Source organism: Rhodanobacter sp. Root480, from assembly GCF_001426645.1.
Taxonomy (GTDB): domain Bacteria; phylum Pseudomonadota; class Gammaproteobacteria; order Xanthomonadales; family Rhodanobacteraceae; genus Rhodanobacter; species Rhodanobacter ginsenosidimutans.
In genome coordinates, this window is record NZ_LMEX01000001.1 from 140,481 (window position 1) to 160,551 (window position 20,071).

23 protein-coding genes are annotated in these 20,071 nt (G+C 65.0%); 11 read left to right on the forward strand and 12 right to left on the reverse strand.

Annotation, left to right across the window (positions count from 1 at the left end):
- Window positions 1–69 precede the first annotated feature (69 nt).
- Together ASD22_RS00695 and ASD22_RS00700 are read left to right on the forward strand one after the other, a co-directional pair.
- Entirely contained in the window at window positions 70–570 is a 501-nt protein-coding gene (locus ASD22_RS00695; RefSeq protein ID WP_056077590.1) for an 8-oxo-dGTP diphosphatase, read from the forward strand.
- Window positions 567–959, forward strand: a complete 393-nt coding sequence (locus ASD22_RS00700; protein WP_056077592.1) for an NUDIX domain-containing protein — start codon at window positions 567–569, stop codon at window positions 957–959. Before ASD22_RS00695 ends, ASD22_RS00700 begins: the two co-directional genes overlap by 4 nt.
- A gap of 85 nt (window positions 960–1,044) precedes the next feature.
- Here ASD22_RS00700 and ASD22_RS00705 read toward each other — a convergent pair whose 3' ends face one another.
- From ASD22_RS00705 to ASD22_RS00720, 4 genes are all read right to left on the reverse strand, one after another.
- Window positions 1,045–1,821, reverse strand: coding sequence for a biotin/lipoate A/B protein ligase family protein (locus ASD22_RS00705; RefSeq protein ID WP_056077596.1), 777 nt, complete (start codon window positions 1,819–1,821; stop codon window positions 1,045–1,047).
- Window positions 1,818–2,108 (reverse strand): hypothetical protein, encoded by a 291-nt coding sequence (locus ASD22_RS00710; protein ID WP_056077599.1) that lies wholly within the window; start codon window positions 2,106–2,108, stop codon window positions 1,818–1,820. Before ASD22_RS00710 ends, ASD22_RS00705 begins: the two co-directional genes overlap by 4 nt.
- 258 nt (window positions 2,109–2,366) lie before the next feature.
- Window positions 2,367–3,254, reverse strand: coding sequence for an NAD(P)/FAD-dependent oxidoreductase (locus ASD22_RS00715; RefSeq protein ID WP_056080722.1), 888 nt, complete (start codon window positions 3,252–3,254; stop codon window positions 2,367–2,369).
- A 4-nt stretch (window positions 3,255–3,258) separates the two neighbouring features.
- Window positions 3,259–3,711 (reverse strand): Rrf2 family transcriptional regulator, encoded by a 453-nt coding sequence (locus tag ASD22_RS00720; RefSeq protein WP_056077602.1) that lies wholly within the window; start codon window positions 3,709–3,711, stop codon window positions 3,259–3,261.
- A gap of 50 nt (window positions 3,712–3,761) precedes the next feature.
- Between ASD22_RS00720 and ASD22_RS00725 the strand changes: the two genes are divergently transcribed.
- Entirely contained in the window at window positions 3,762–4,439 is a 678-nt protein-coding gene (locus ASD22_RS00725; RefSeq protein ID WP_056077605.1) for a class I SAM-dependent methyltransferase, read from the forward strand.
- Window positions 4,440–4,457: 18 nt separating this feature from the next.
- Here the strand turns inward: ASD22_RS00725 and ASD22_RS00730 are convergent, their stop codons facing one another.
- Both ASD22_RS00730 and ASD22_RS00735 read right to left on the reverse strand, forming a co-directional pair.
- The gene (locus ASD22_RS00730; RefSeq protein WP_056080724.1) at window positions 4,458–5,621 is read right to left on the reverse strand and encodes an epoxide hydrolase family protein; all 1,164 of its coding nucleotides are present in this window, start codon (window positions 5,619–5,621) and stop codon (window positions 4,458–4,460) included.
- 390 nt (window positions 5,622–6,011) lie between these two features.
- Window positions 6,012–6,752: an SDR family oxidoreductase gene (locus ASD22_RS00735; RefSeq protein WP_056077607.1), complete on the reverse strand. Its 741-nt coding sequence runs from the start codon at window positions 6,750–6,752 to the stop codon at window positions 6,012–6,014.
- Window positions 6,753–6,863: 111 nt separating this feature from the next.
- On the opposite strand from ASD22_RS00735, the gene ASD22_RS00740 reads away from it, so the two are divergent.
- Entirely contained in the window at window positions 6,864–7,763 is a 900-nt protein-coding gene (locus tag ASD22_RS00740) for a LysR family transcriptional regulator (protein ID WP_056077609.1), read from the forward strand.
- 414 nt (window positions 7,764–8,177) lie between these two features.
- Here ASD22_RS00740 and ASD22_RS00745 read toward each other — a convergent pair whose 3' ends face one another.
- Window positions 8,178–8,912, reverse strand: coding sequence for an SDR family oxidoreductase (locus tag ASD22_RS00745; protein WP_056077611.1), 735 nt, complete (start codon window positions 8,910–8,912; stop codon window positions 8,178–8,180).
- 267 nt (window positions 8,913–9,179) lie between these two features.
- Between ASD22_RS00745 and ASD22_RS00750 the strand changes: the two genes are divergently transcribed.
- Complete coding sequence (locus ASD22_RS00750) at window positions 9,180–10,157, forward strand: LysR family transcriptional regulator (RefSeq protein WP_056077614.1); 978 nt, start codon at window positions 9,180–9,182, stop codon at window positions 10,155–10,157.
- A 244-nt stretch (window positions 10,158–10,401) separates the two neighbouring features.
- Here the strand turns inward: ASD22_RS00750 and ASD22_RS00755 are convergent, their stop codons facing one another.
- Complete coding sequence (locus tag ASD22_RS00755) at window positions 10,402–11,067, reverse strand: NAD(P)-binding domain-containing protein (RefSeq protein ID WP_255357393.1); 666 nt, start codon at window positions 11,065–11,067, stop codon at window positions 10,402–10,404.
- A gap of 70 nt (window positions 11,068–11,137) precedes the next feature.
- Here ASD22_RS00755 and ASD22_RS00760 point away from each other — a divergent pair, with 70 nt between their 5' ends.
- Complete coding sequence (locus tag ASD22_RS00760; RefSeq protein WP_056077621.1) at window positions 11,138–12,028, forward strand: LysR family transcriptional regulator; 891 nt, start codon at window positions 11,138–11,140, stop codon at window positions 12,026–12,028.
- 435 nt (window positions 12,029–12,463) lie between these two features.
- On the opposite strand, the gene ASD22_RS00765 is transcribed toward ASD22_RS00760, so the two are convergent.
- The 3 genes from ASD22_RS00765 to ASD22_RS00775 all read right to left on the reverse strand — a co-directional run bounded on the left by ASD22_RS00765 (window position 12,464) and on the right by ASD22_RS00775 (window position 14,741).
- A complete protein-coding gene (locus tag ASD22_RS00765; RefSeq protein ID WP_056077624.1) occupies window positions 12,464–12,814 on the reverse strand; it encodes a DUF1330 domain-containing protein in 351 nt (116 codons plus the stop codon).
- 154 nt (window positions 12,815–12,968) lie between these two features.
- The gene (locus ASD22_RS00770) at window positions 12,969–14,063 is read right to left on the reverse strand and encodes an NADH:flavin oxidoreductase (protein ID WP_056077627.1); all 1,095 of its coding nucleotides are present in this window, start codon (window positions 14,061–14,063) and stop codon (window positions 12,969–12,971) included.
- Window positions 14,064–14,108: 45 nt separating this feature from the next.
- Window positions 14,109–14,741, reverse strand: a complete 633-nt coding sequence (locus ASD22_RS00775; protein ID WP_082520075.1) for a TetR/AcrR family transcriptional regulator — start codon at window positions 14,739–14,741, stop codon at window positions 14,109–14,111.
- A 55-nt stretch (window positions 14,742–14,796) separates the two neighbouring features.
- Between ASD22_RS00775 and ASD22_RS00780 the strand changes: the two genes are divergently transcribed.
- Together ASD22_RS00780 and ASD22_RS00785 are read left to right on the forward strand one after the other, a co-directional pair.
- Complete coding sequence (locus ASD22_RS00780; RefSeq protein WP_235577462.1) at window positions 14,797–15,633, forward strand: SDR family oxidoreductase; 837 nt, start codon at window positions 14,797–14,799, stop codon at window positions 15,631–15,633.
- Window positions 15,634–16,000: 367 nt separating this feature from the next.
- Window positions 16,001–16,978 carry an alpha/beta hydrolase gene (locus ASD22_RS00785; protein WP_082520076.1) on the forward strand — a complete coding sequence of 326 codons (978 nt, stop codon included), beginning with the start codon at window positions 16,001–16,003 and terminating at the stop codon, window positions 16,976–16,978.
- A gap of 149 nt (window positions 16,979–17,127) precedes the next feature.
- Here the strand turns inward: ASD22_RS00785 and ASD22_RS00790 are convergent, their stop codons facing one another.
- Window positions 17,128–17,967: an AraC family transcriptional regulator gene (locus tag ASD22_RS00790; protein WP_056077633.1), complete on the reverse strand. Its 840-nt coding sequence runs from the start codon at window positions 17,965–17,967 to the stop codon at window positions 17,128–17,130.
- 119 nt (window positions 17,968–18,086) lie between these two features.
- On the opposite strand from ASD22_RS00790, the gene ASD22_RS00795 reads away from it, so the two are divergent.
- The 3 genes from ASD22_RS00795 (at window position 18,087) to ASD22_RS00805 (ending at window position 19,951) form a co-directional block, all read left to right on the forward strand.
- Complete coding sequence (locus ASD22_RS00795) at window positions 18,087–18,515, forward strand: organic hydroperoxide resistance protein (protein ID WP_056077636.1); 429 nt, start codon at window positions 18,087–18,089, stop codon at window positions 18,513–18,515.
- Window positions 18,516–18,576: 61 nt separating this feature from the next.
- Window positions 18,577–19,389: an alpha/beta hydrolase gene (locus ASD22_RS00800; RefSeq protein ID WP_082520077.1), complete on the forward strand. Its 813-nt coding sequence runs from the start codon at window positions 18,577–18,579 to the stop codon at window positions 19,387–19,389.
- A gap of 268 nt (window positions 19,390–19,657) precedes the next feature.
- A complete protein-coding gene (locus ASD22_RS00805; protein ID WP_056077638.1) occupies window positions 19,658–19,951 on the forward strand; it encodes a DUF1330 domain-containing protein in 294 nt (97 codons plus the stop codon).
- The last annotated feature ends 120 nt before the right edge of the window (window positions 19,952–20,071 follow it).

Below are 20,071 nucleotides of genomic sequence, written 5' to 3' on the forward strand. Positions count from 1 at the left end.
CCGAAGCCGCGGCGGGCAGGCGAACCGTGCAGCGGCTAAACTTGTGGGCTTTCCGCCAGCGATTCACGCATGTCCGCCTTGCCTCCGTACGCTCCCATTGTCGCCACGCTCGGTTACGTGTTGTCGCCGGATCAGCGCGAGGTGTTGATGATCCATCGCAACACGCGCCCGGACGACCACCACCTGGGCAAGTACAACGGCCTGGGCGGCAAGATGGAGCCAGGCGAGGACATCGCGACCTGCATGCGGCGCGAGATCATGGAGGAGGCGGGCATCAGCTGCGAATCGATGCAGTTGCGCGGCACGCTGAACTGGCCCGGCTTCGGCAAGCACGGCGAGGACTGGCTGGGTTTCATCTTCGTGATCGACCGCTACAGCGGCACGCCGCTCACCGCCAATCACGAAGGCACGCTGCGCTGGGTGGCCCGCGACAAGCTGATGGAACTGCCGATGTGGGAAGGCGACCGCCACTTCCTGCCGCTGGTGTTCGACGGCGACCCGCGACCGTTCCACGGCGTGATGCCATACAAGGACGGGCGCATGCAGTCGTGGTCGTACAGCCGGTTGTGAGCGACAGGCGCATCCACATCGTCGCGGCGGTGATCGGCGATCACGCCGGCCGCAGCCTGCTGGTGCGCAAGCACGGTGCACAGGTGTTCCAGCAGCCGGGCGGCAAGCGCGAACCCGGTGATGCCGACGACCTCGCCACGCTGGCGCGCGAGCTGCGCGAAGAGCTGGGCTGCGAACTCGTCGCCGGCTCGGCTTCGCTGCTGTGCCGTTGCAGCGCGCCAGCGGCGAACGAGCCGGGCTACGTGGTCGAGGCGGTGGTCTACGTGGTGCAAGTCACCGGCACGATCACCGCGCAGGCCGAGATTGCCGAACTGCACTGGATCGACCCCGCCGCACCGGACGTGCCGGTGGCGCAACTGAGCCGGGAAAACATCCTGCCGTTGCTGTGATCGTCGTCGCGCCGGGGTGGAAAACCACGATGGCCGCGTCGGATTTTTTGCGGATCGCGATGCGCACCGGCGTGCTGCGGCGCTGTCAGGGGACGTCGGCAAGCCAGGTCGCGTTGCCGAAGCGGGTTTGTGCGAGCGTTTCGGCCTGGGTCAGTTCGTCAGCGCGCAGCGTATCGTCGGTGAGGCCGTGCAGGCGGCGGAAGGTGGCGATCATCCGTTCGATCACCATCTCGCGTGGCAGGCCGGTCTGGCTGCGCAGCGGGTCGACGCGCTTGGCGGCGCTGGTGGTGCCCTTGTCGGAAAGTTTCTCGCGGCCGATGCGCAATACGTCCAGCATCTTCGCTGCGTCGATGTCGTAGGCCATGGTCACGTGGTGCAGCACCGCACCGCCGCGGTGTGCCTGCGCCGCGCCGGCGATCTTGCCGCCTTCGGAAGTGATGTCGTTCAGCGGCTGGTACCAGGCCTTGATGCCCAGCTCGCCCAGCGCCTCGATCACCCACGCATCCATGAACGCGTACGCCTGCTGGAACGACATGTCCTTGATCAGCGAGAGCGGCGCGTAGATCGAATAGGTGATGGTGTTGCCCGGCTCGATGAACATCGCGCCGCCGCCCGAGATGCGCCGCACCACCTCGATGCCGTGGCGTTGCGCGGCCTCGGCGTCGACCTCGTTGCGCAGTGACTGGAAGCGGCCGATCACCACCGCGGGTGATGCCCACTCCCAGATGCGCACGGTGGGTTTGCGGCGACCGGCGCCGACCTCGTGGGTAAGTACGTCGTCCAGCGCCATGTGCAGGCTTGGCGATTGCGGCGCGGTGTGGATCAGCTGCCAGTCGTGGTCGTGCCATTCGGTGCGCATCATGCGAGGTGCTCCCCTTGCAGCGCACGGCGCACGGCCACGGCGATGGCCTCGGGCGAAATGCCGTACATCATGACGTCGGGCGCGAGCGCGTTGCGGATGCTGCGGGCGAGGCCGGCTTCGTCCATGTCGGCGGGCTGGCCTTCGAGCGCCGCGTCGATGGTGCGCAGTGCGCTGTCAGGCTCAAGGAAAAAGTCACCGCTCAGTTGCACCCGGGCCAGTCGCCCATCGCGGACATCGAGATCGACCACCACCAGCTTGCCGCCGGGCATCTTGTATTCGCCATGCATCGACGGTTTTCCTCGCGAAGGAACAGATCGGGATTATCGCGCGTGCGAATGGGTGGCGGAATCGATGCATCGCCATCGTGTGGTCATGGGACGCTGATCTTCCCCTTTTGAGGGGGCGACATCCCGATCGAGTCGTCCGCTGTCGCGAAATTTTTCGCGCAATGAACCTGAGGGACGGATGAGCGGTCAGGCAGGCCCTCGAGCAGCCCGGAATCGGTACTCATGCCCGCAAGCCTGGTGGTCCCGGGCGCCCACCATCTACGACGTCGGCCACACCAGTGATCGGTGAAGCTGCGCGCCGGCCCACGCACCATCACCCACCGCGAGCGACACCGAGTGCGGCATCCTTGCGGCGTCGCCGCAGGCGAATACGCCGGGGACGGTGGTTTCCCTGGCTTCGCCGGTGCCTATCTGCGTGCCCATCACGGTCTCGACAATTTCGCAGCCGAGCTGCGCGGCGATCGGCGTGGAAGGTTCGTTATGCGGCGCGGTGAACAGGCCGGCGAAGCTCATTCGCCTTCCGTCGGAGAGCACCACATCGGCGCTCCCGTCAATCTGGCGAATGCGAGTGGTCTCGATCGTCACGCCGCGCCGAATCAACTCGTCCTCGGCGGCCTGGTCGAGTTCGAACGTGCCGTTGAGGAAGAACGTGGTGTCTCCCCACTCCGGCAGCAGCTGCGCCTGATGGATCGACATCGGTCCGGTGGCGATGACGCCAACGCGGCCCTGGTGCAGTTCATAGCCGTGGCAGTACGGGCAGTGGAAGATGCTCTTGCCCCAGCGTTCGGCCACGCCAGGGATCGCGGGCAGCCGGTCCGATACGCCGATCGCCAGCAGCAGGCGCCTGGCGGTATAGATCGTGTCGCCGCAGGTCACCTGGAAGTCGTCCATCGTGCCGCTGGCCCGCCCGACATCGCCGTCCTGCCAGGTCAGCGTGGGATACGCCTCGAGTTGCGCACGGGCGATGCGGGCCAGCTCGGCAGGATCGACGCCGTCGCTGCCCAGGAATCCGTGTGAGTGGCTGGCGCTGCGGTTGCGCCGTTTGCCACCGTCGATGATGAGCACGCTGCGGCGTGCCCGCAGCAATTGCAGGGCAGCGGCCATGCCCGAATAGCTGCCACCGACGATGATCACGTCGTATTTCATCGCGTCATGCTTCATGCCGGTGCCTCGATCGATGGGCGCCATGACGGCGCGTGAAATCCGCGGCCAGTGCGGCCAGGGTGACCGATTCGAAGCGCTGCAGCAGCAGCGCTTCGGCGTCGGCAAACGCCGTGTCGAGCGCGGCATTGATCACCTGCTCGACGAGGCATGATGGATGCTCGCTCCGGTTGCCCACGGCGAACAGCGCGGGTTCGCCCAGCGCTTCGTGCAGCTGGCGCAATGTGACCTTGGTGAGGTCTGCCGAGATGCGCCAGCCGCCGGCGTGGCCCCGATCCGCGGTGACCAGGCCGGCCTCCCGCAGCAGGCCCATGGTGCGGCGAACCACCACCGGATGCGTGCCCAGGCACTGCGCCAGCGCATCGGATGTCATCGGCGTATCGCGCTCGGCCATGTGCAGCAAAGCGTGGAGTACGGCGGAAAGTCGGCTGTCTCGTTTCATGTAACAAACGATGTTACGTTAGTGCTTGAGTGTCAAGCAGCGAGGGCAACATGTCTTCTTTCAATGATCCACAAGCGGTGGCGCGGTACACGGATGGGCCACTGCGGCAGGTGCCCGGGCTGCATGCGCTCCACCAGATGGCCGGCCTGCTCCTGCACGAGCGCGTGCCGCCCGACGGGCGTGTGCTGGTACTCGGCGCCGGCGGAGGCATGGAACTCAAGGCCTTTGCCGAGACCTGTCCGCAGTGGCGTCTGCTAGGTGTGGATCCGTCCGCGCCGATGCTGGAATTGGCCGTCCAGACGCTGGGGCCGCTGGCGCCGGGAGTGGAGTTGCTGGAGGGATACATTGATGCGGCTCCGGCCATCGAATTCGATGGCGCGGCTTGCCTGCTCACCATGCACTTCCTGTCCATCGAGCAGCGCCTGCACACGCTGCGCCAGCTGCGGTGCCGATTGAAACCCGGCGCGCCGTTGGTCATGGCGCACCACAGCGTTCCCGATGCGCCCGATGAAAAGAGGCGCTGGTTGCAGCGGCACGTAGCCTTCATGACCTCAAACGGCATGCCGGTGGCAGACCCGATCGCCGCGGTCGAAGCGATGACCAGCCGTCTCCCGGCGCTTTCTCCCGAAGCCGAGGTCGACCTGCTGGAGCAGGCGGGCTTCGAGCGACCGGAGCTGTTCTATGCGGCTTTCACGTTCAAGGGTTGGGTGGCTTATGCGGGGTTATAGGTTCGCCGACCTGCGTTTTCAGGGGCGCAGGCTCCGCAGGCCGGTGCGAATTTCGCTGACCAGTATCCCGGGCTGTTCGAAGGCAGCGTAGTGTCCGCCCTTGTCGGCCTCGCCGTAGTGGATCAGGTTGGTGTAGGTGTCTTCGATCCAGCTTCGGGGCAGGCGCGGGATGTCGCGGGGAAACACGGTCACCGCGACCGGCAGCGTCAGTTTGGGCCCGGCCATGCTGCCCGCCTTGTTTTCCCAGTAGATGCGCGCGGACGATGCGGCGGTGTTGGTGAACCAGTACAGCGATATCGCATCCAGGATCTCATCGGTGCCGAGGGCGTCCTCGGCGAGTCCGTGGTTGTCGGTTTTGGCCTGGAACTTGTCGTAGATCCAGGCCGCCAGGCCCGCCGGCGAGTCCGCCAGGGCGAAGCCGATGGTCGCCGGCTTCGTGGCCTGAAGGTGATTGGCGCCACCCATGTCGCCGTTGTACAGGGCGAGGGAATCCACGGCGTATTGCTCTTCGGGCGACAGCGTGTCGGGTATCTGCGCGGGAAACGCGTATTGGCTGTTCAAGTGAATGCCGAGCAGTCCCTCGGGCTGCATGACCCCGAGCACGGAGGTGACGACGGCACCCCAATCACCGCCCTGGGCGGCCCACTTCGTATAGCCAAGGCGCTTCATGAGCTCCACCCACGCGGCGGCGATACGCGAGACAGACCAGCCCGTTTCGGCGGGCTTCTGGGAAAACCCGAATCCGGGCAGCGACGGGATCACGACATCAAATGCATCGTCGGCGTTTCCGCCGAACGCCACCGGATCAGTCAGCGGGCCAATCACTTTCAGGAACTCGACGATCGAACCGGGCCATCCATGCGTCAGGATGAGCGGCATCGCATTCGGATGCTTTGATCTGACATGGATGAAGTGGATATCCAGTCCGTCGATCGTGGTCAGAAATTGCGGGAAACGATTGAGCTCGGACTCGAATCGGCGCCAGTCGTACTTGCGCGCCCAGTAGTCGATGAGTGATTTCGCATGGTCCAGGCGGACACCTTGCGACCAGTCGACGACGGTTTCCTGAGCGGGCCAGCGCGTTCTGGCCAGCCGCCGCTTCAGGTCCTCGATCTCGGCATCCGGGATCGAGACGGTGAAGGGGCGGACGAGCGGTGGGGGTGTGGGCGCCGATTCGGCCATTGCCTCGTTCTCCTGAACGTTTGCTTCGCCGTGCACACGACGATGCGCACGAACACTGGTGTGCAAACTACTCCATTCCTGCAGGAAGGCCGTACTACCGGTACCTCAGGGGCACGCAGGCATGGGTCAGATCGATGAGGATCTGTTCCCTCCAATGCGGGTAACGCCTTGGCGACATCCTGGTGCGATTCGAAACGGACGGCTAAAAGACGCTGCCCGCCTTGAAGGCTTCCGCCTGTTTTCTTCGGGAGCTGTACCGGTCCGATCGCGGCTGCAGCAGCGGATCCTGAGCTTTCCGGGTCGCGCGTGGTTGCAACGGATATTCCTGGACATGACAGTATTCCCTTCAATTGATCGCGATCCTGGGCGCGTGATTGAGGGGCTGAAGGATCAGACAATGCCGCCATTGGCGCGCAGCACCTGGCCGTTGATCCATGCGCCATCGGGCCCGACCAGAAAGGCGACGGCCGCCGCAATGTCCTCGGGCGTGCCGAGCCGTTCAAGCGGATTCATCTTCGACGTGCGCTCGATCAATTCCGGCGACTTGCCGTCGAGGAAGAGCGCTGTCGCGGTCGGTCCGGGCGCAATGGCATTGACGGTGATATGGCGGCCGCGCAGTTCCTTGGCGAGGATGCCGGTCAATCCTTCGACGGCCGCCTTCGTGGCGACATAGACGCCATAAGTCTCCAGCTTGAGCCCGACGACGCTGGTCGAGAAATTGACGATCCGGCCGCCATCGCGCAGACGCCGTGCGGCTTCGCGCAGGGTGTAGATGCTGCCCTTGAGATTGGTGGCAATCAGGCTGTCGATGAGGGCGTCATCGCCATCGGCAATCGTCGCCAGCCGCATGATGCCGGCGTTGTTGATCAGAACGTCGATACCGCCGAAAGCGGCTTCCGTGCTGTCGAACAGACGCGCCACCGCGGCCGCATCGCTGACATCGGCTTGCGCGGTGAGCGCCTTGCCGCCGGCAGCCTCGATCTTGCCTGCCAGCTGCTCGGCCTCGCCGGCATTGCTGGCGTAGTTCACCACGACCGTGAAGCCGTCTTTGGCGAGGCGTTGGGCAATCGCTGCACCGATGCCACGCGAGGCGCCGGTGACGATGGCGACCTTGTGGGTGGTCGTTGTCATTCGAGTTCTCCTTTGGGATGCGTTGCTGACAAAGGAGAGTCTGTTCTTTTCGATGCTTCGGATAATCAACTATGATCTGGCATCACTATTCGAAAATAGCGAACAAGTGACATGGATCGCTTCGATGCCATGCGCATCTTCACTCGTGTTGCCGAGCGGCGCAGCTTCACCTTGGCGGCCGACGACCTGGGCTTGCCGCGTTCGACTGCCACCGATGCCGTCAAGCAACTGGAGCAGCGGTTGGGAGTGCGCCTGCTCGAAAGAACGACGCGCGTTGTACGGCCCACGGTGGACGGCGAAGCCTATTACCAGCGGTGCGTTCGCCTGATCGCCGATCTTGAGGATACGGAGGCCGGGTTCAGCGGTGCCAAGCCTTCGGGTCTGCTGCGCGTCGATGTGCATGGTGCGCAGGCACGTTATTTCCTGCTGCCCGGGCTGCCGGACTTTCTTGCGCGCTATCCCGACATCAGCTTGCACATAAGCGAACTTCACCAGTCGCTCGACATGGTGCGAGAAGGCTTCGACTGCATCGTGCGGGCCGGCACGCTGACAGATTCTTCGCTCTATTACCGCAAGCTGGCCGAGTTGAAGCGCGGCACCTTCGCCAGCCCGGGCTATCTCGCTCGCTTCGGCACGCCGCGCACGCTCTCTGATCTCGCCAACGGCCATACGATGATGGGTCTGCTGGCCCCTGACTCACCGTCCATCAGGCCGCTCGCCTTTACCGTCGCGGGCAAAGTTCAGGAATTGATGCTGCCCACCGTGGTTACGGTCACCGGACCGGACACGAACATTGGGTCGGCCTGTGCCGGTCTCGGCATCATCCAGGTGCCGCGCTACGGTGTGGTTTCCCAGCTTGCCAACGGTACGCTTGTCGAATTGCTGGCGGATTACCCGCCGCCGCGCCTGCCGGTGCATGCGCTCTATTCCCATACACGTCAGCTTTCGCCGCGCCTGCGCGTCTTCATCGACTGGCTGGCACAGCAATATCGAACACGCGACGCCCCTTGAGGAGGGCAATGGGCTGCCGCCTGGCGGTGTTGACCCAGGCAGGTCGCCGTGGTCGCCATCGACGTCGCCACATGGTTGTAGGAGCCCGCTCGCGGGCGATGCTTTTCCGGTTTTCTGGATGCCACGCCAAAAGCATTGCCTGCGAGCGGGCTCCTACGAATATCGGTCGCGAATATGCGCTGAGGTTACGGTTTCCGACTGTCCCGCCTTGCATATTCTCCTTCGATTGGAAATGCCGGCATCCCGCAGGGTATGAACGGAGTGGCGCCCGCCCTGCGGGCGACTCGCGCCGCACACGACGGCAATCCCGCTGTTTTGTCGCCCGCTATGTGGGGGAGGCGAAAGCGAATTTCCTTCCGATCGGCATGACCCCTGAAGAAAACGCGCGGCGGGTGCCCGGCCGCGCGCAGCAAGTCAGAGTTGCGCCAGGCCGCCGTCGACCGCAACCTCGCTGGCGGTCATGAAGCTGCTGTCCGACGACGCGAGGAAGGCGGCGACCGCACCGATCTCCGAGGGATCGGCCATGCGCTGCAGCGGCGTCATCGCGGCGAAGACCTTCTGGCCTTCCACGCCCAGCGCTTCCTTCGCCAGCTCGGTCGCCGTCGCCCCGGGCGACAGCACGTTGACCCGGATGCCGGTGCCTTTCAGGTCTTCCGCCCAGGTCTTGGCGAGGTTGCGCACGGCCGCCTTGCTCGCGCTGTAGGCGGTCATGCCCGGGGCGCCGGTGGTGCCGGCGCTTGATCCGGTCAGGATGATCGAACCGCCCTGACCCATCAGCGGCAGCGCTTTCTGCACCGTGAAGATCGTGCCCTTCACATTGGTGTCGAAGGTTTCGTCAATGTGCTCGGCGGTGATCTTGCCGAGTGCAAGCTGGCTGCCCGCGCCGGCGTTGGCGAAGACGATGTCGAGGGTTCCGCGCTCGGCCTTCACCGCCGCATAAAGCCGGTCGAGGTCGGCCAGATCGGAGACCGATCCCTTCACCCCACGGGCATTGGGGCCGAGATCGGCGACAGCTGTGTCGAGCGCGTCCTGGCGGCGGCCGAAGATGAAGACGAACGCGCCTTCCTCGATGAAGCGCTTTGCCGCCGCGAGGCCGATACCCGTAGCGCCGCCGGTGATCACAGCGGTTTTTCCAGTTAGCTTGGTCATGTCTTGGGTCCTTGGTGTGTATGTGTTGGGGGCGCATCGCCGGCACATTCAGTCCCGTGTTCGGAATGTCCCGTGATTCGACTTAATCGGGGGCTCCAGGTCGCTGCGGAACCATGTCGCGGTGCGGTGGAAAAGTTGACGGACATCGCGGTACATGGGGCAGCTTCGTGATGCCTGGTTCCCAATCTAATCGGGCCGCCGGCGTTTGATTAGTCGCCAATTGGGACTAAGATTGTCCCGCCAACGGGACAATCGCCGGGAGGCACCATGAGCCGCGATCTCAATGACACCTTGGTGTTCGTCAAGGTGGTCGAGCTGGGCAGCTTCACCGCCGCCGCCCGGGCGCTGCACCTGCCCAAGACCGCGGTCAGCCGCAAAGTGCAGGAGCTGGAAGCGCGACTGGGCGCCCAGCTACTGCATCGCACCACCCGCAAGCTCGGACTGACCGAGGCGGGCAGCATTTATTTCGCGCATTGCCAACGCATTGCGCGCGACCTCGACGAGGCGGAAAGTGCGGTAAGCGAGTTGCAGAGCGGACCGCGAGGCTGGTTGCGCGTTACCGCAACGCACACGGTGGGCAACTTCTGGGTCGCGCCTTTGCTAAGCGAATTCCACGCACGCCATCCGGAAGTGCACGTGGAACTGCTGCTGAGCAACGACAATCTCGACATCGTCGCCGACGAGATCGACGTGGCGATGCGCGTGGGCACGCTGGCGGATTCAAACCTGGCGGCGCGCAGGCTTAGCGTGTTCCACCCCGCAGTCTACGCGGCGCCGCGCTACATCGAGCGTTTCGGCGAGCCGCTGCATCCTGACGACTTGATCCACCATCGCGCATTGGCGCAGACCAACCACCGCCACGCCAACGCCTTCACCTGGACGCTGGGCGATGGCAACGGCAAGCCGCGCGACTTCCCGGTCAACCCGGTGATGGTCTCGAACGACCCAAGCGCGCTGCGCGCGGTGTTGCTGGGCGGCGATGGCATCATGCTGACCAGCGACGTGATGGTGCGGGCCCACGTCGAGCAGGGCCTGGTGCAGCGGGTACTGGCCGACTGGCGCGGTCCGGACGTCGACCTCCATGCGCTCTTTCCGCGCGGACAGGTGCAATCGCCGAAAGTACGCGCCTTCGTCGACTTCCTGGTCGAACGGCTGAGAGTCAACGAGAATTACATGCGCGCGCTCAGCGACGACATCCCGCGCCCCGAACAGTTGGCGGCCGAATCGGCGGCGGCGAAAGCCTGACGGAGCCAGGTTCGCTTCCCCGCAAGCAGCAAGTGAACGTGGTCCCGTTCTTGCTGAAAGTTGGCGTCTGTCACTTGGCTCCGGCATCTTCCCATGGCCTGCAACTGTTCACCTGCTGCGCCTGTGAGCCTGGTCCAGATCGGCGTGACAGTAGGCCCGGGACTGATCGTTTTATCCGGATACCGCGACTGGCAAGTTCGCCCGAATGTCTTCCCCATTTTGAGGTTGAAGAATTCACAGCCTCTCATTGCTCCTTCTTGAACAGGTCCTGGAAAATCAGCGGACCCCAGACGCGTCCGCGTGCCTGCACCAGGTTGCCGCCCTCGTTGAACTTGCCGAGGTAGACGGGAGCGAAGCCGAGTTGCTTGGCCACATCCGCGACCTGCGCCGCGGCCGCTTCGTCGTCGCTCGACAGGAACACGACGCGGTGGCCGCCCTCGACCTTCGGGTCGGTGGCCAGCGTGCGCGACAGCAGGTGATTGAAGCCCTTCACGAATTTGGCGCCGGGGAACGACTTGGCGGCGAAGGCGGAGGAGGGAAGGTTGTCGAGCATTTCGACGGGGTCGTTCGAGTTCATCGCATCGATGATCGTCTTGCCCTTCCAATCCGGAAGCAGCTTGCCGATGTCCCGATGCCCCTCGAACAGCACCGCGAGAATGATGACGTCCGCCTTGGCGGCTTCCTGCAATGTCCCGGGAATGACCTTGGGCCCGATCGCCTGCGCCTGCGGCAACAGCTCTTCGGGCGGCCGCCGGCTGGCGACCGTGACTTCGATATTGTTGCGCGCGAACGCGCGGGCGAGGGCCTGGCCGATGGAGCCGAAACCGATGATGGCGTACGTCATGGCGATGATCCTTTTCACTAGGTGTTTGAAGTGGTTCCGGCCCCTGCGGGCCGGTTGCCCAACCAATCTGGGTTGCTTGACGCATCAACACAATTGACGAAACATCGTTCAATACCATCTAGTTTTTGGATAACTCATGCTCGACAACGTCACCATCAACCAGTTGCGTGCGTTCGTGGCGGTGTGCGACCAGGGCAGTTTCTCGGGCGCGGCGCGCAAGCTCGCGCGGGCGCAGTCGGCCATCAGCCACGCGATCAAGGCGCTGGAAAGCGCATTCGACGTCGAGTTGTTCGAGCGCAACACGCGCAAGGCGCAGCTCACCGCCGCGGGGCGCAGCCTCCTGCCCGATGCACGCGCGGTGATCTCGCGCACGGAGGAAATGAAGAACCGTGCCGGCTCCATCGCGAAGGCCGGCGTGCCGCAGGTGTCGGTGGCGGTCGACGCCTACTTCCCGCGCGCCCACCTGATCGACTGCCTGCGCACGCTGCAGCAGGAGTTCCCCACCGCCGCGATCAACCTGCGCATCACCACCATGCAGGGCGGCGAAAAGCTGGTGCTGGAAAGAGTGTGCGCCCTGGCCATCACCATCAACGACGTGCCGGAAGTGAACCCGCAAGCCATCGAACGCCACTGGCTGCGCGAGGAGGAGATGGTGACCGTATGCGCGCCATCCTTCCCCCTCGCCTCAACCCCGAAGTCCATCCCCGTGGACGAGTTCGGCCGCTACACCCAGATCATCGTCACCGACAACCAGCCCGGAGCGGACCAGACCCAGGAGGGCGTGGCCGGCAAGCGTCAGTGGCTGGTCAACGATCTCGGCGCGAAACGGGACTTGCTGAAAGCCGGGCTGGGCTGGGGGCACTTGCCGAGGCATCTCGTGGACGAGGATCTGGCCGGTGGGCAGCTCGTCGAACTTGAGCGGCGTGCATGGCATATCCGGTCGCTGACGTTCGTGGTGTCACAGCGGCGGGGGCACGATCTGTCGGCGTGCGAGGCGCGGTTGGTGGGGTTGCTGGGGAAGGCTTAGCCTCGTGCGAAACGCAGTTCGGCAGCATCGAGGAACCCGACGCGTCGCGCATTTGCAGGAGCGACTTCAGTCGCGACGCTTTGATTTCGTGCACCCTTGGAGCAATGGCTTTCGTCTGCCTGCGGCAGCCGAGTTACTTATCTTGCGTGGCCAAAGAGAAAGGTCTCTCGCTTGCGCTTGCCACCCATCGGCCAACCGCTCCCGCGTTGCCTCAACTCCGGCATCCATGCCGTCGTCTGTCCGCACGAAAAGACGGGTCCATCCATGAACTCGTCCGCTGCGCGGCCTTGTCGCCCCCACTCACCGCCGCACAGGGGCGTCGGGTAGAGCAGCGGGCCATCCTGGCCCGCACTTTTCAAAAGAACTAGTGGAAGGCCGGAGTAGCGCACCGGCCGCTACCTCTTCTACGTAACCGTCTCCGTCCCAGTTTCCAGCTCAGCCCGCGGTGACCTGGCGCCGCACATCCGCCGCCCAGCCCTTGACGGTGAAGCCCTCGGGCAAGGCATCGATCAACACGATGTCGGAAATCGCGTTGTTGGTGCGCAGCGGCAGGATCTTTCGGTAGGCGTCCGACGCGTACCAGTTGTCGGCCTGTTCCCGGCTGGGGAACTCCATCAACACGACCGCGCCCGGCCAGCTGCCTTCGGTGACCGTGGCCGGGCCCATCGCCAGCCACTTGCCGCCGTAGGGCGCCACCGTGGCCTCGACCTGGTCCAGGTAATCGAGGGCCGAAAGATTGGGCACGTCGCCCGGAATACGAAGATGGTTGATCAGGTAGGTTTTCATGCAAGCGACTCCGTGGTGGTCCGGCAGTCGCTCCGCACCGTGCGGACTGTCGGGGATGGGTTGGATGGGCTGCCGTCGTGCGCTCGCGTGACGGGTCTTGAGGTGCGGGACGGATCGGGAAAGCGGGGCGAATCGCGGCGGGGCGTTCGACGCCTCAGGCCAGGGTGGCGAGCTGCGCTTTATCGAAAGACTTCAGTTCGGCGAAGCGCGCCTCGTGCACTTTGGACGGCCAGTCGGGGTTGCTGATCAACGCGCGCCCCACCGCGACGAGGTCGAATTCATCGGCCGCCATGCGCTCGAGAAGCTCGTCGATGCTGCCCACGCCGGCAGCGGAGGAATGCCCGGTCAGGGCTTCCATGAAATCCGGCCCGGCGAGCCCGACCGATCCGACGCCGATCGTCGGGCACCCGGTCAGCTTGCGGCTCCATCCGGCGAGGGTGAGGCGGGAGCCTTCGAACTCCGGTTGCCAGAAGCGGCGGGTCGAGGCGTGGAAGATGTCGACGCCGGCATCGGCCAGCGGGGTGAGGATACGCTCGAGTTCCCCGGGTGTTTCGGCCAAGCGCGCGGTGTAGTCCTGCGTCTTCCATTGCGAGAACCGGAAGATCACCGGGAAACGCGGGCCCACGGCGCGCCGCACGGCCTGGATGATCTCCACCGCAAAGCGGGTGCGTTCGACGGCGTCGCCGCCGTAGCGGTCGGACCGCTGATTGGTCTGTCCCCACAGGAACTGGTCGATGAGATAGCCGTGGGCCGCGTGCAGCTCCACCGCGTCGAAACCCAGCCATTGCGCGGCTTCGGCGGCACTCGCATAGGCATCGATCACGCTGGCGATGTCGGTGTCGCTCATCGCATGGCCGCGCCCGTCGATCGGGGAGGGGCCTTCGGATGGCGCGTTGGGGCAGGGCCCGGTTTCTTCTGCACGGGACAGGCCCTGATGCCAGAGTTGCGGCGCCATTCGCGCACCGGCGGCATGGACTGCGGCGAGTACGCGGGCCCAGCCGGCGAGGCTCTCCGCGGCATGGAAGTTGGGAATGCTGGTGTTGTTCGACGCCGCGGGGCTGCCGATCGTGGCGCCTTCGCTGATGATCAGTCCGACGCCGCCCTCGGCGCGGCGGCGGTAGTAATCCGCCACGGCCTCGTTCGGGATCCCGCCCGGGCTGGAGCGGCGTGTCATCGGCGCCATGACGATCCGGTTCGGCAATTGGAGCGAACCGTGGCTGAAGGGACGGAACAATGCGGAGGTATTCATTGTTGTGGCCTCTTGAAAGGAGAGCCGTGGCAGGGCGCGTGAGCGTCAGCGCGGCGAGTTGGGTGATGCCGGTGACGAGGCATGGGCAGCCGCCGAACCGGTCGGCGGCGCCTTGCGGACCTGGCGGGTGAGGATCGACTGGAGCGTGGCGTCGAGGATCTCGTCGGCAAGCTCGGGATCGTCGCTGAGCCGCGACAGGGTCAGCGCGCCGACCATGGCCGACCAGCTGGCCAGCGCGGCCCGGCGACGCTCTTGTGCACTGCGCCCGGCCGCGGTTTCGGAAAGCGCGTCGACCAGCTTGCGCATCGCCTCGGTCATGGCGTGCCGCGCGCCGTCCGAGCCCCGCACGATCTCCGAACCCAGCGCCGCGAACATGCAGCCCTCGGCCCGCCGTTCGCGGTGCTCCGGCGAGAGATAGGCCTCGGCGTAGGCGGCAAGCTGGCCCAGCCCGGTTTCATGACGCTGGTGTGCGCGCTGTTCCGCGCTGCTGGCCAAGGCTTCGGCAACGAGCTGGTCCTTGTCGGCGAAGTGCCGATAGAAACCGCCATGCGTCATGCCGGCCTCTTGCATGACATCGGCCACCGACACGCCCTGTACACCGCGCTCGCGGAAAAGCGGCGCGGCGGCCTGCAGGATGCGGCGGCGGTTTTCTTCCTTCACGGCCTGGCTGTTTCGCATGGGTTCGTGCTCCTGGCTTGACGCGTTGAGTGGATGATATGCATAATCTAAATGGATGTCAATCATCATCCAATTAATTCCTGATCGCACCCCATCCCCAAGGAGAACCCTGATGTCGACTGCTCTCATTACCGGCGCCTCTGGCGGCATCGGCGCCGTCTACGCTGACCGCCTTGCCGCCCGCGGCCACCATCTCGTCCTTGTCGCGCGCAGCACCGGCAAGCTCGATGCACTCGCGCACGACTTGCGCACCCGATACGGCATCGAGGCCGAAACCATCACCGCGGATCTCTCCGATCCCGCACAGGTTCGTGGCGTGGCGGACCGCATCCGTACGGGCACGCCCATCGATATCCTGATCAACAACGCCGGCACGAACACCGCCGCCGGTTTCATCGGCGCCGCCGATGCGGAACTGGAGGGGTTGATCGGGCTGAACATGACCGCCCCCACGCTGCTGGCCCACGCCGCCGTGGCCGGCATGGCAGCGCGCGGCGCGGGTGCGATCGTGAACATCGGTTCGGTAGTCGGCCTGGCCACCGAACTCGTGCCCGGCATCTATGGCGCGACCAAGGCCTACCTGCTGACCTTTTCCCAAGCCCTCGCCCATGAGTTCGGGCCGTCCGGGATCTACGTGCAGGCGGTACTGCCGGGCGCCACCCGCACCGACATCTGGCGCCACTCGGGCCAGGACGTGAGCCGACTCGATGGCCTGATGGAAGTCGGCGATCTGGTGGACGCGGCCCTGGCCGGCTTCGACCGGAAGGAAGCGGTGACTCTCCCCTCATTGCCGGATGACGGACAGTGGCACGCCTTCGAAAGCGCCCGCGCGGCGATGCGCCCGAATTTCGCGAACAGCAGGCCCGCTTCGCGTTACCTCGTTCATTCGTGAAGTGGTGGGACCAGTTCTGCCTGGATGGCTCGGCGCCTCCAACGATGTCGCTTCGGCGGGAACGGCGCGCCGCTCCCGCCTATCGATTTGCACGGGCCTTGCTGGACTTGCAGGCGCTCGACCAGTGCGATGCACCCGCAGGGCTGCTCGAAGGTTTCCTCGAATAGCAGCGCCAACTCCGGCGCGGCGCCGGCGATGTTTTCCGGTCACCGGGATATGCGCCACCAGCGTCGCAAGTCGGTTGGCGACGCCGTACTCCTGATCAAATTTACAGGACTTCATGTCACCGAAAGTCCTGATGGGACGCGCAAGATATCTCCACCGAGCAACACCGCCCGGCATTCTCCGCTCAACAGGAACTACCGCCATGTCCATCCAGAAAGTCCCCAATGCCGCCACCGCCACCGCCACCGCCACGGGTGGGCGCGACGATCGTGCCACCTCGTCTGACAACGAGCTCGACGTGCGGCGGTCCACCCCGCCCGAACCGGGCGCCACCGGTGCCACCGTGGACGGCAACTACATCGTCACCGCTGATGGCGTGCGCCTGTACTACAAGGATTGGGGCCCCAAGGGCGGCCCGGTGGTCACGCTCAGTCACGGATGGCCGTTGAGCTCGGACAGCTGGGAATCGCAGATGCTGTTCCTGGCCGACAAGGGCTACAGGGTGATCGCCCACGACCGCCGCGGCCATGGCCGTTCCAGCCAGCCATGGGACGGCAACGACATGGACCATTACGCTGATGATCTCGCGGCCGTGATCGAAACCCTCGACCTCAAGGACATCACCGCGGTCGGCTTCTCCACCGGCGGCGGTGAGGTGGCCCGCTACATCGGCCGCTACGGTACCGATCGCATCCGCAAGGCCGTACTGGTCAGCGCCGTGACGCCGATGATGCTGCGGACCGAAAGCAATCCGGCAGGCCTGCCGGTTGAGCCCTTCGATGCGCTGCGCAACGGCTCGCTGGCCAACCGGTCGCAGTTGTATCTGGATATCGCGTCCGGCCCGTTCTACGGCTTCAACCGTCCGGGTGCCAAGGCCTCGCAGGGCTTGATCGACAGCTGGTGGGCGCAGGGCATGCAGGCCGGCCACAAGAACACCTATGACTCCATCGCGGCGTTCTCGGCCACCGATTTCCGCGAGGACCTGAAAAAGTTCGACGTACCGACACTGGTGGTCCACGGCGACGACGACCAGATCGTGCCGTTCGATATCTCCGGAAAAGCTGCCGCCGCGCAGATCAAGGAGGCCAGGCTGATCGTCTATCCCGGTGCGCCGCATGGCCTGACCGAAACGCACAAGGACCGCTTCAACCAGGACCTGCTGACCTTTCTCGAGGAATGAGCGAACCGCTTCGGCACGCCGACCGTGGACTTTCCACGGTCGGCTTTTTCGTTTCAGAAGCAAGGGAAAACCGGCAGCCCGGTTCGGGGCGGGCCAAAACGGAGTCGGGTTATTTCCAGTTTGTCCGAGCAGGTTCGCCGCTTGCGTACCTACGCCTTCGCCGCCTCGCTCTCCCCAAGCGCCTTCCATTCCCGCGGTGATTGCCCGGAGTGCGCCTTGAACGCACGGGAGAGGGCGGCCTCGCTGCCGTAGCCCACGTCGGAGGCGATCACCTTCAAGGGACGTCCGCGGCGCAGGGCCTTTTGCGCCAGCCGCACGCGCCAGCCTTGCAGGTAGCGCCCCGGCGTCGTGCCGACGGTCTCGCGGAACGTGGTGGCGAACACGCTGCGCGACATGCCGGCGGCGTGGGCCAGTTCGTCCAGCGTCCACTCCTGCGCCGGCGTTTCGTGCATGGCGACCAGCGCGTTGCGCAGGCGCGGGTGCGACAGGCCGGACAGCAGGCCGCCGTGCACGGCGCCGCTTTCCATCAGCTGGCGCAGGACCTGGATCATTACCACTTCGAACAGACGCTCGATCAGCGCGACGCGCCCGCACCGCTGCTCGAAGGCTTCCTCGAACAGCAGCGCCAGCACCGGTGCGGCGCCGGCGATGTCTTCCAGCGGCAGGCAGACAACGTCCGGCAGCGCCGAGGCGATCGGGTTGTCGGCGCCGCCTTCGAACGACAGGTTCGCGCAGACCATGTCCGCGCCGCGTTCCGGGTCGGTGACGAAGTGGTGCGTCAGCGGCCGCGGAAACAGCAGCAGGCTCGGCCGCTCGACGTGCAGGGTCCCTTTGCCGTAGCGCACCTCGACGGCGCCGCTGCGCACCAGGTGCAACTGCCCGTGCGTGCCATCGCCTTCCACCGTGTTGATGCCGCACAGCGCACCGGTATTGAACACCTGCGCGTTCACCGGGAAATGCGCCATCAGCGCCGCCAGTCGGTCAGCCATGTTCGTACTCTCGATCAAGTTTTCAGGATTTTATATCACCGGTAGTGCCGGGTGGGTGGGCAAGATACCTCCACCGAGCAACACCGCCCGGATCTCCCCACTCAACAGGAACTACCGCCATGTCCATCCAGAAGATCCTCTACACCGCTGCCGCCACCGCCACCGGTGGTCGTGAAGGCCACGCCACCTCGTCCGACAACGTGCTGGACGTGCAGCTGTCCACTCCGCGCGAGCTGGGCGGCGCCGGCGGCCCCGGCACCAATCCGGAGCAATTGTTTGCCGCCGGCTACTCCGCCTGCTTCCTCGGCGCGCTGAAGTTCGTCGCCGGCAAACAGAAGGTCGCGCTGCCGGCGGACACCAGCGTCACCGGCAAGGTTGGCATCGGCCAGATCCCGACCGGCTTCGGCATCGAGGCCGAACTGACCATCGCCGCCCCCGGCATCGATCGCGACACCTTGCAGTCGCTGGTCGACCAGGCCCACGTGGTCTGCCCGTATTCCAACGCGACGCAGGGAAACATCGACGTGACGCTGCGCATCGCCGACTGATGGCACAACTCCAGCGCCAGGCGTGCCTGGCGCTCCTCCCATTTCCATCGAAAGGAAGATCATGAAAACCTCGAACAAACGTCTTGCCACCACGCTTGCCGGATGGTTGGCACTGGGTGCCTTCGCGCTGTCCATGCCGCTGGTGGCGTCGGCGCAGAAGTCGCCGGCGCCCAGGCCGACCGTGGTACTCGTGCACGGTGCCTTTGCGGATTCATCCAGTTGGAACGGCGTGATCGGGCAGTTGCACGACAAGGGCTACACCGTGATCGCTGCGGCCAATGAATTGCGCAGCGTGAAGAGCGATGCCGCATCCGTCACCAGCGTCGTCAAATCCATTCATGGCCCGGTGGTGCTGGTCGGCCATTCCTACGGCGGCTCGGTGATCAGCGAGGCGGCGACGGGGCAGGACAACGTCAAGGCGCTGGTCTACGTGGCGGCGTTTGCACCGGACGTGGGCGAGAACGCGGCCGAACTGTCCGGGCGTTTCCCGGGTGGTTCGCTGGGCCCCGCGCTGGCGCCGCCGGTGGAACTGGCTGACGGCGGCAAGGATCTGTATATCGACCAGGACAAGTTCCACGCCCAATTCGCCGCGGACGTCCCTGCCGCGCAGGCCGCGTTGATGGCCGCCGGGCAGCGCCCCGTCACCGATGCCGCGCTGCACGAGGCGAGCACGTCAGCCGCGTGGAAAACCATCCCGTCCTGGTTCGTCTACGGCAGCGCGGATCTCAACATTCCACCCGCGGCGCAAGCCTTCATGGCCACGCGTGCCCACTCGCGCAAGACCGTGGTCATCAAGGGCGCTTCGCATGTGGTGATGGTGTCCCATCCGGCCGAAGTGGCCGCGCTGATCGAGCAGGCGGCGTTGGCGAAGTAACGGGCCAGGCTCATTGCCAGCTTGAAGCAGGAAGCAAGGGCTCGGGTTCATTTGCCGACACGGAAATGGAACCTGAGCCGCTTTTTTTGCCTCCGTTCAATTGGCCACGTTCCCTTGGGTTCCTCGAAATCGGGATGCCATGGAGCCCATTGTTTTCATGAAAAGTCAGTAGGTGTTTCTGATATTTGACGGTTTTTCGGGAAAGTCGGGATCAACACAATGTGCGCCTCAGATCGCGCATCCGGCGCGTCAACAAAAGGAACTCAGCATGGCTTCCGCGTACATCGTGTTTATCCGCGAGCGCAGTGTCGATGGTGACGCTCTCGCCCGTTACTCGGCTTTGGTGCCACCGACTTTCGCTGGACGAAACGTCAATTTCCACGTCGCCTACGGGAGGCAGGAAGTCCTGGAAGGTCCGGAGGCGGATGGCGTGGTGGTGTTGGAGTTCGAGAGCTGGGACGAGGCAAGGCGTTGGTACGACAGTCCGGAGTATCAGGCTGCGATCCCCGTGCGGCAGGGCGGCGCCACGTTTCGGGCCATCCTTGTTGAAGGCACGGCGTGAAAGACTCGCGCCCCGTAAGGCAGGGCGGCCGGTAACGGCGACAGGTTCGCTTCCAGCCTGACCCGGTGAATCCGATTGAAGGTGGCGAGGCCACTCGCAAGTTTGGCCTCGAAGGTCGCT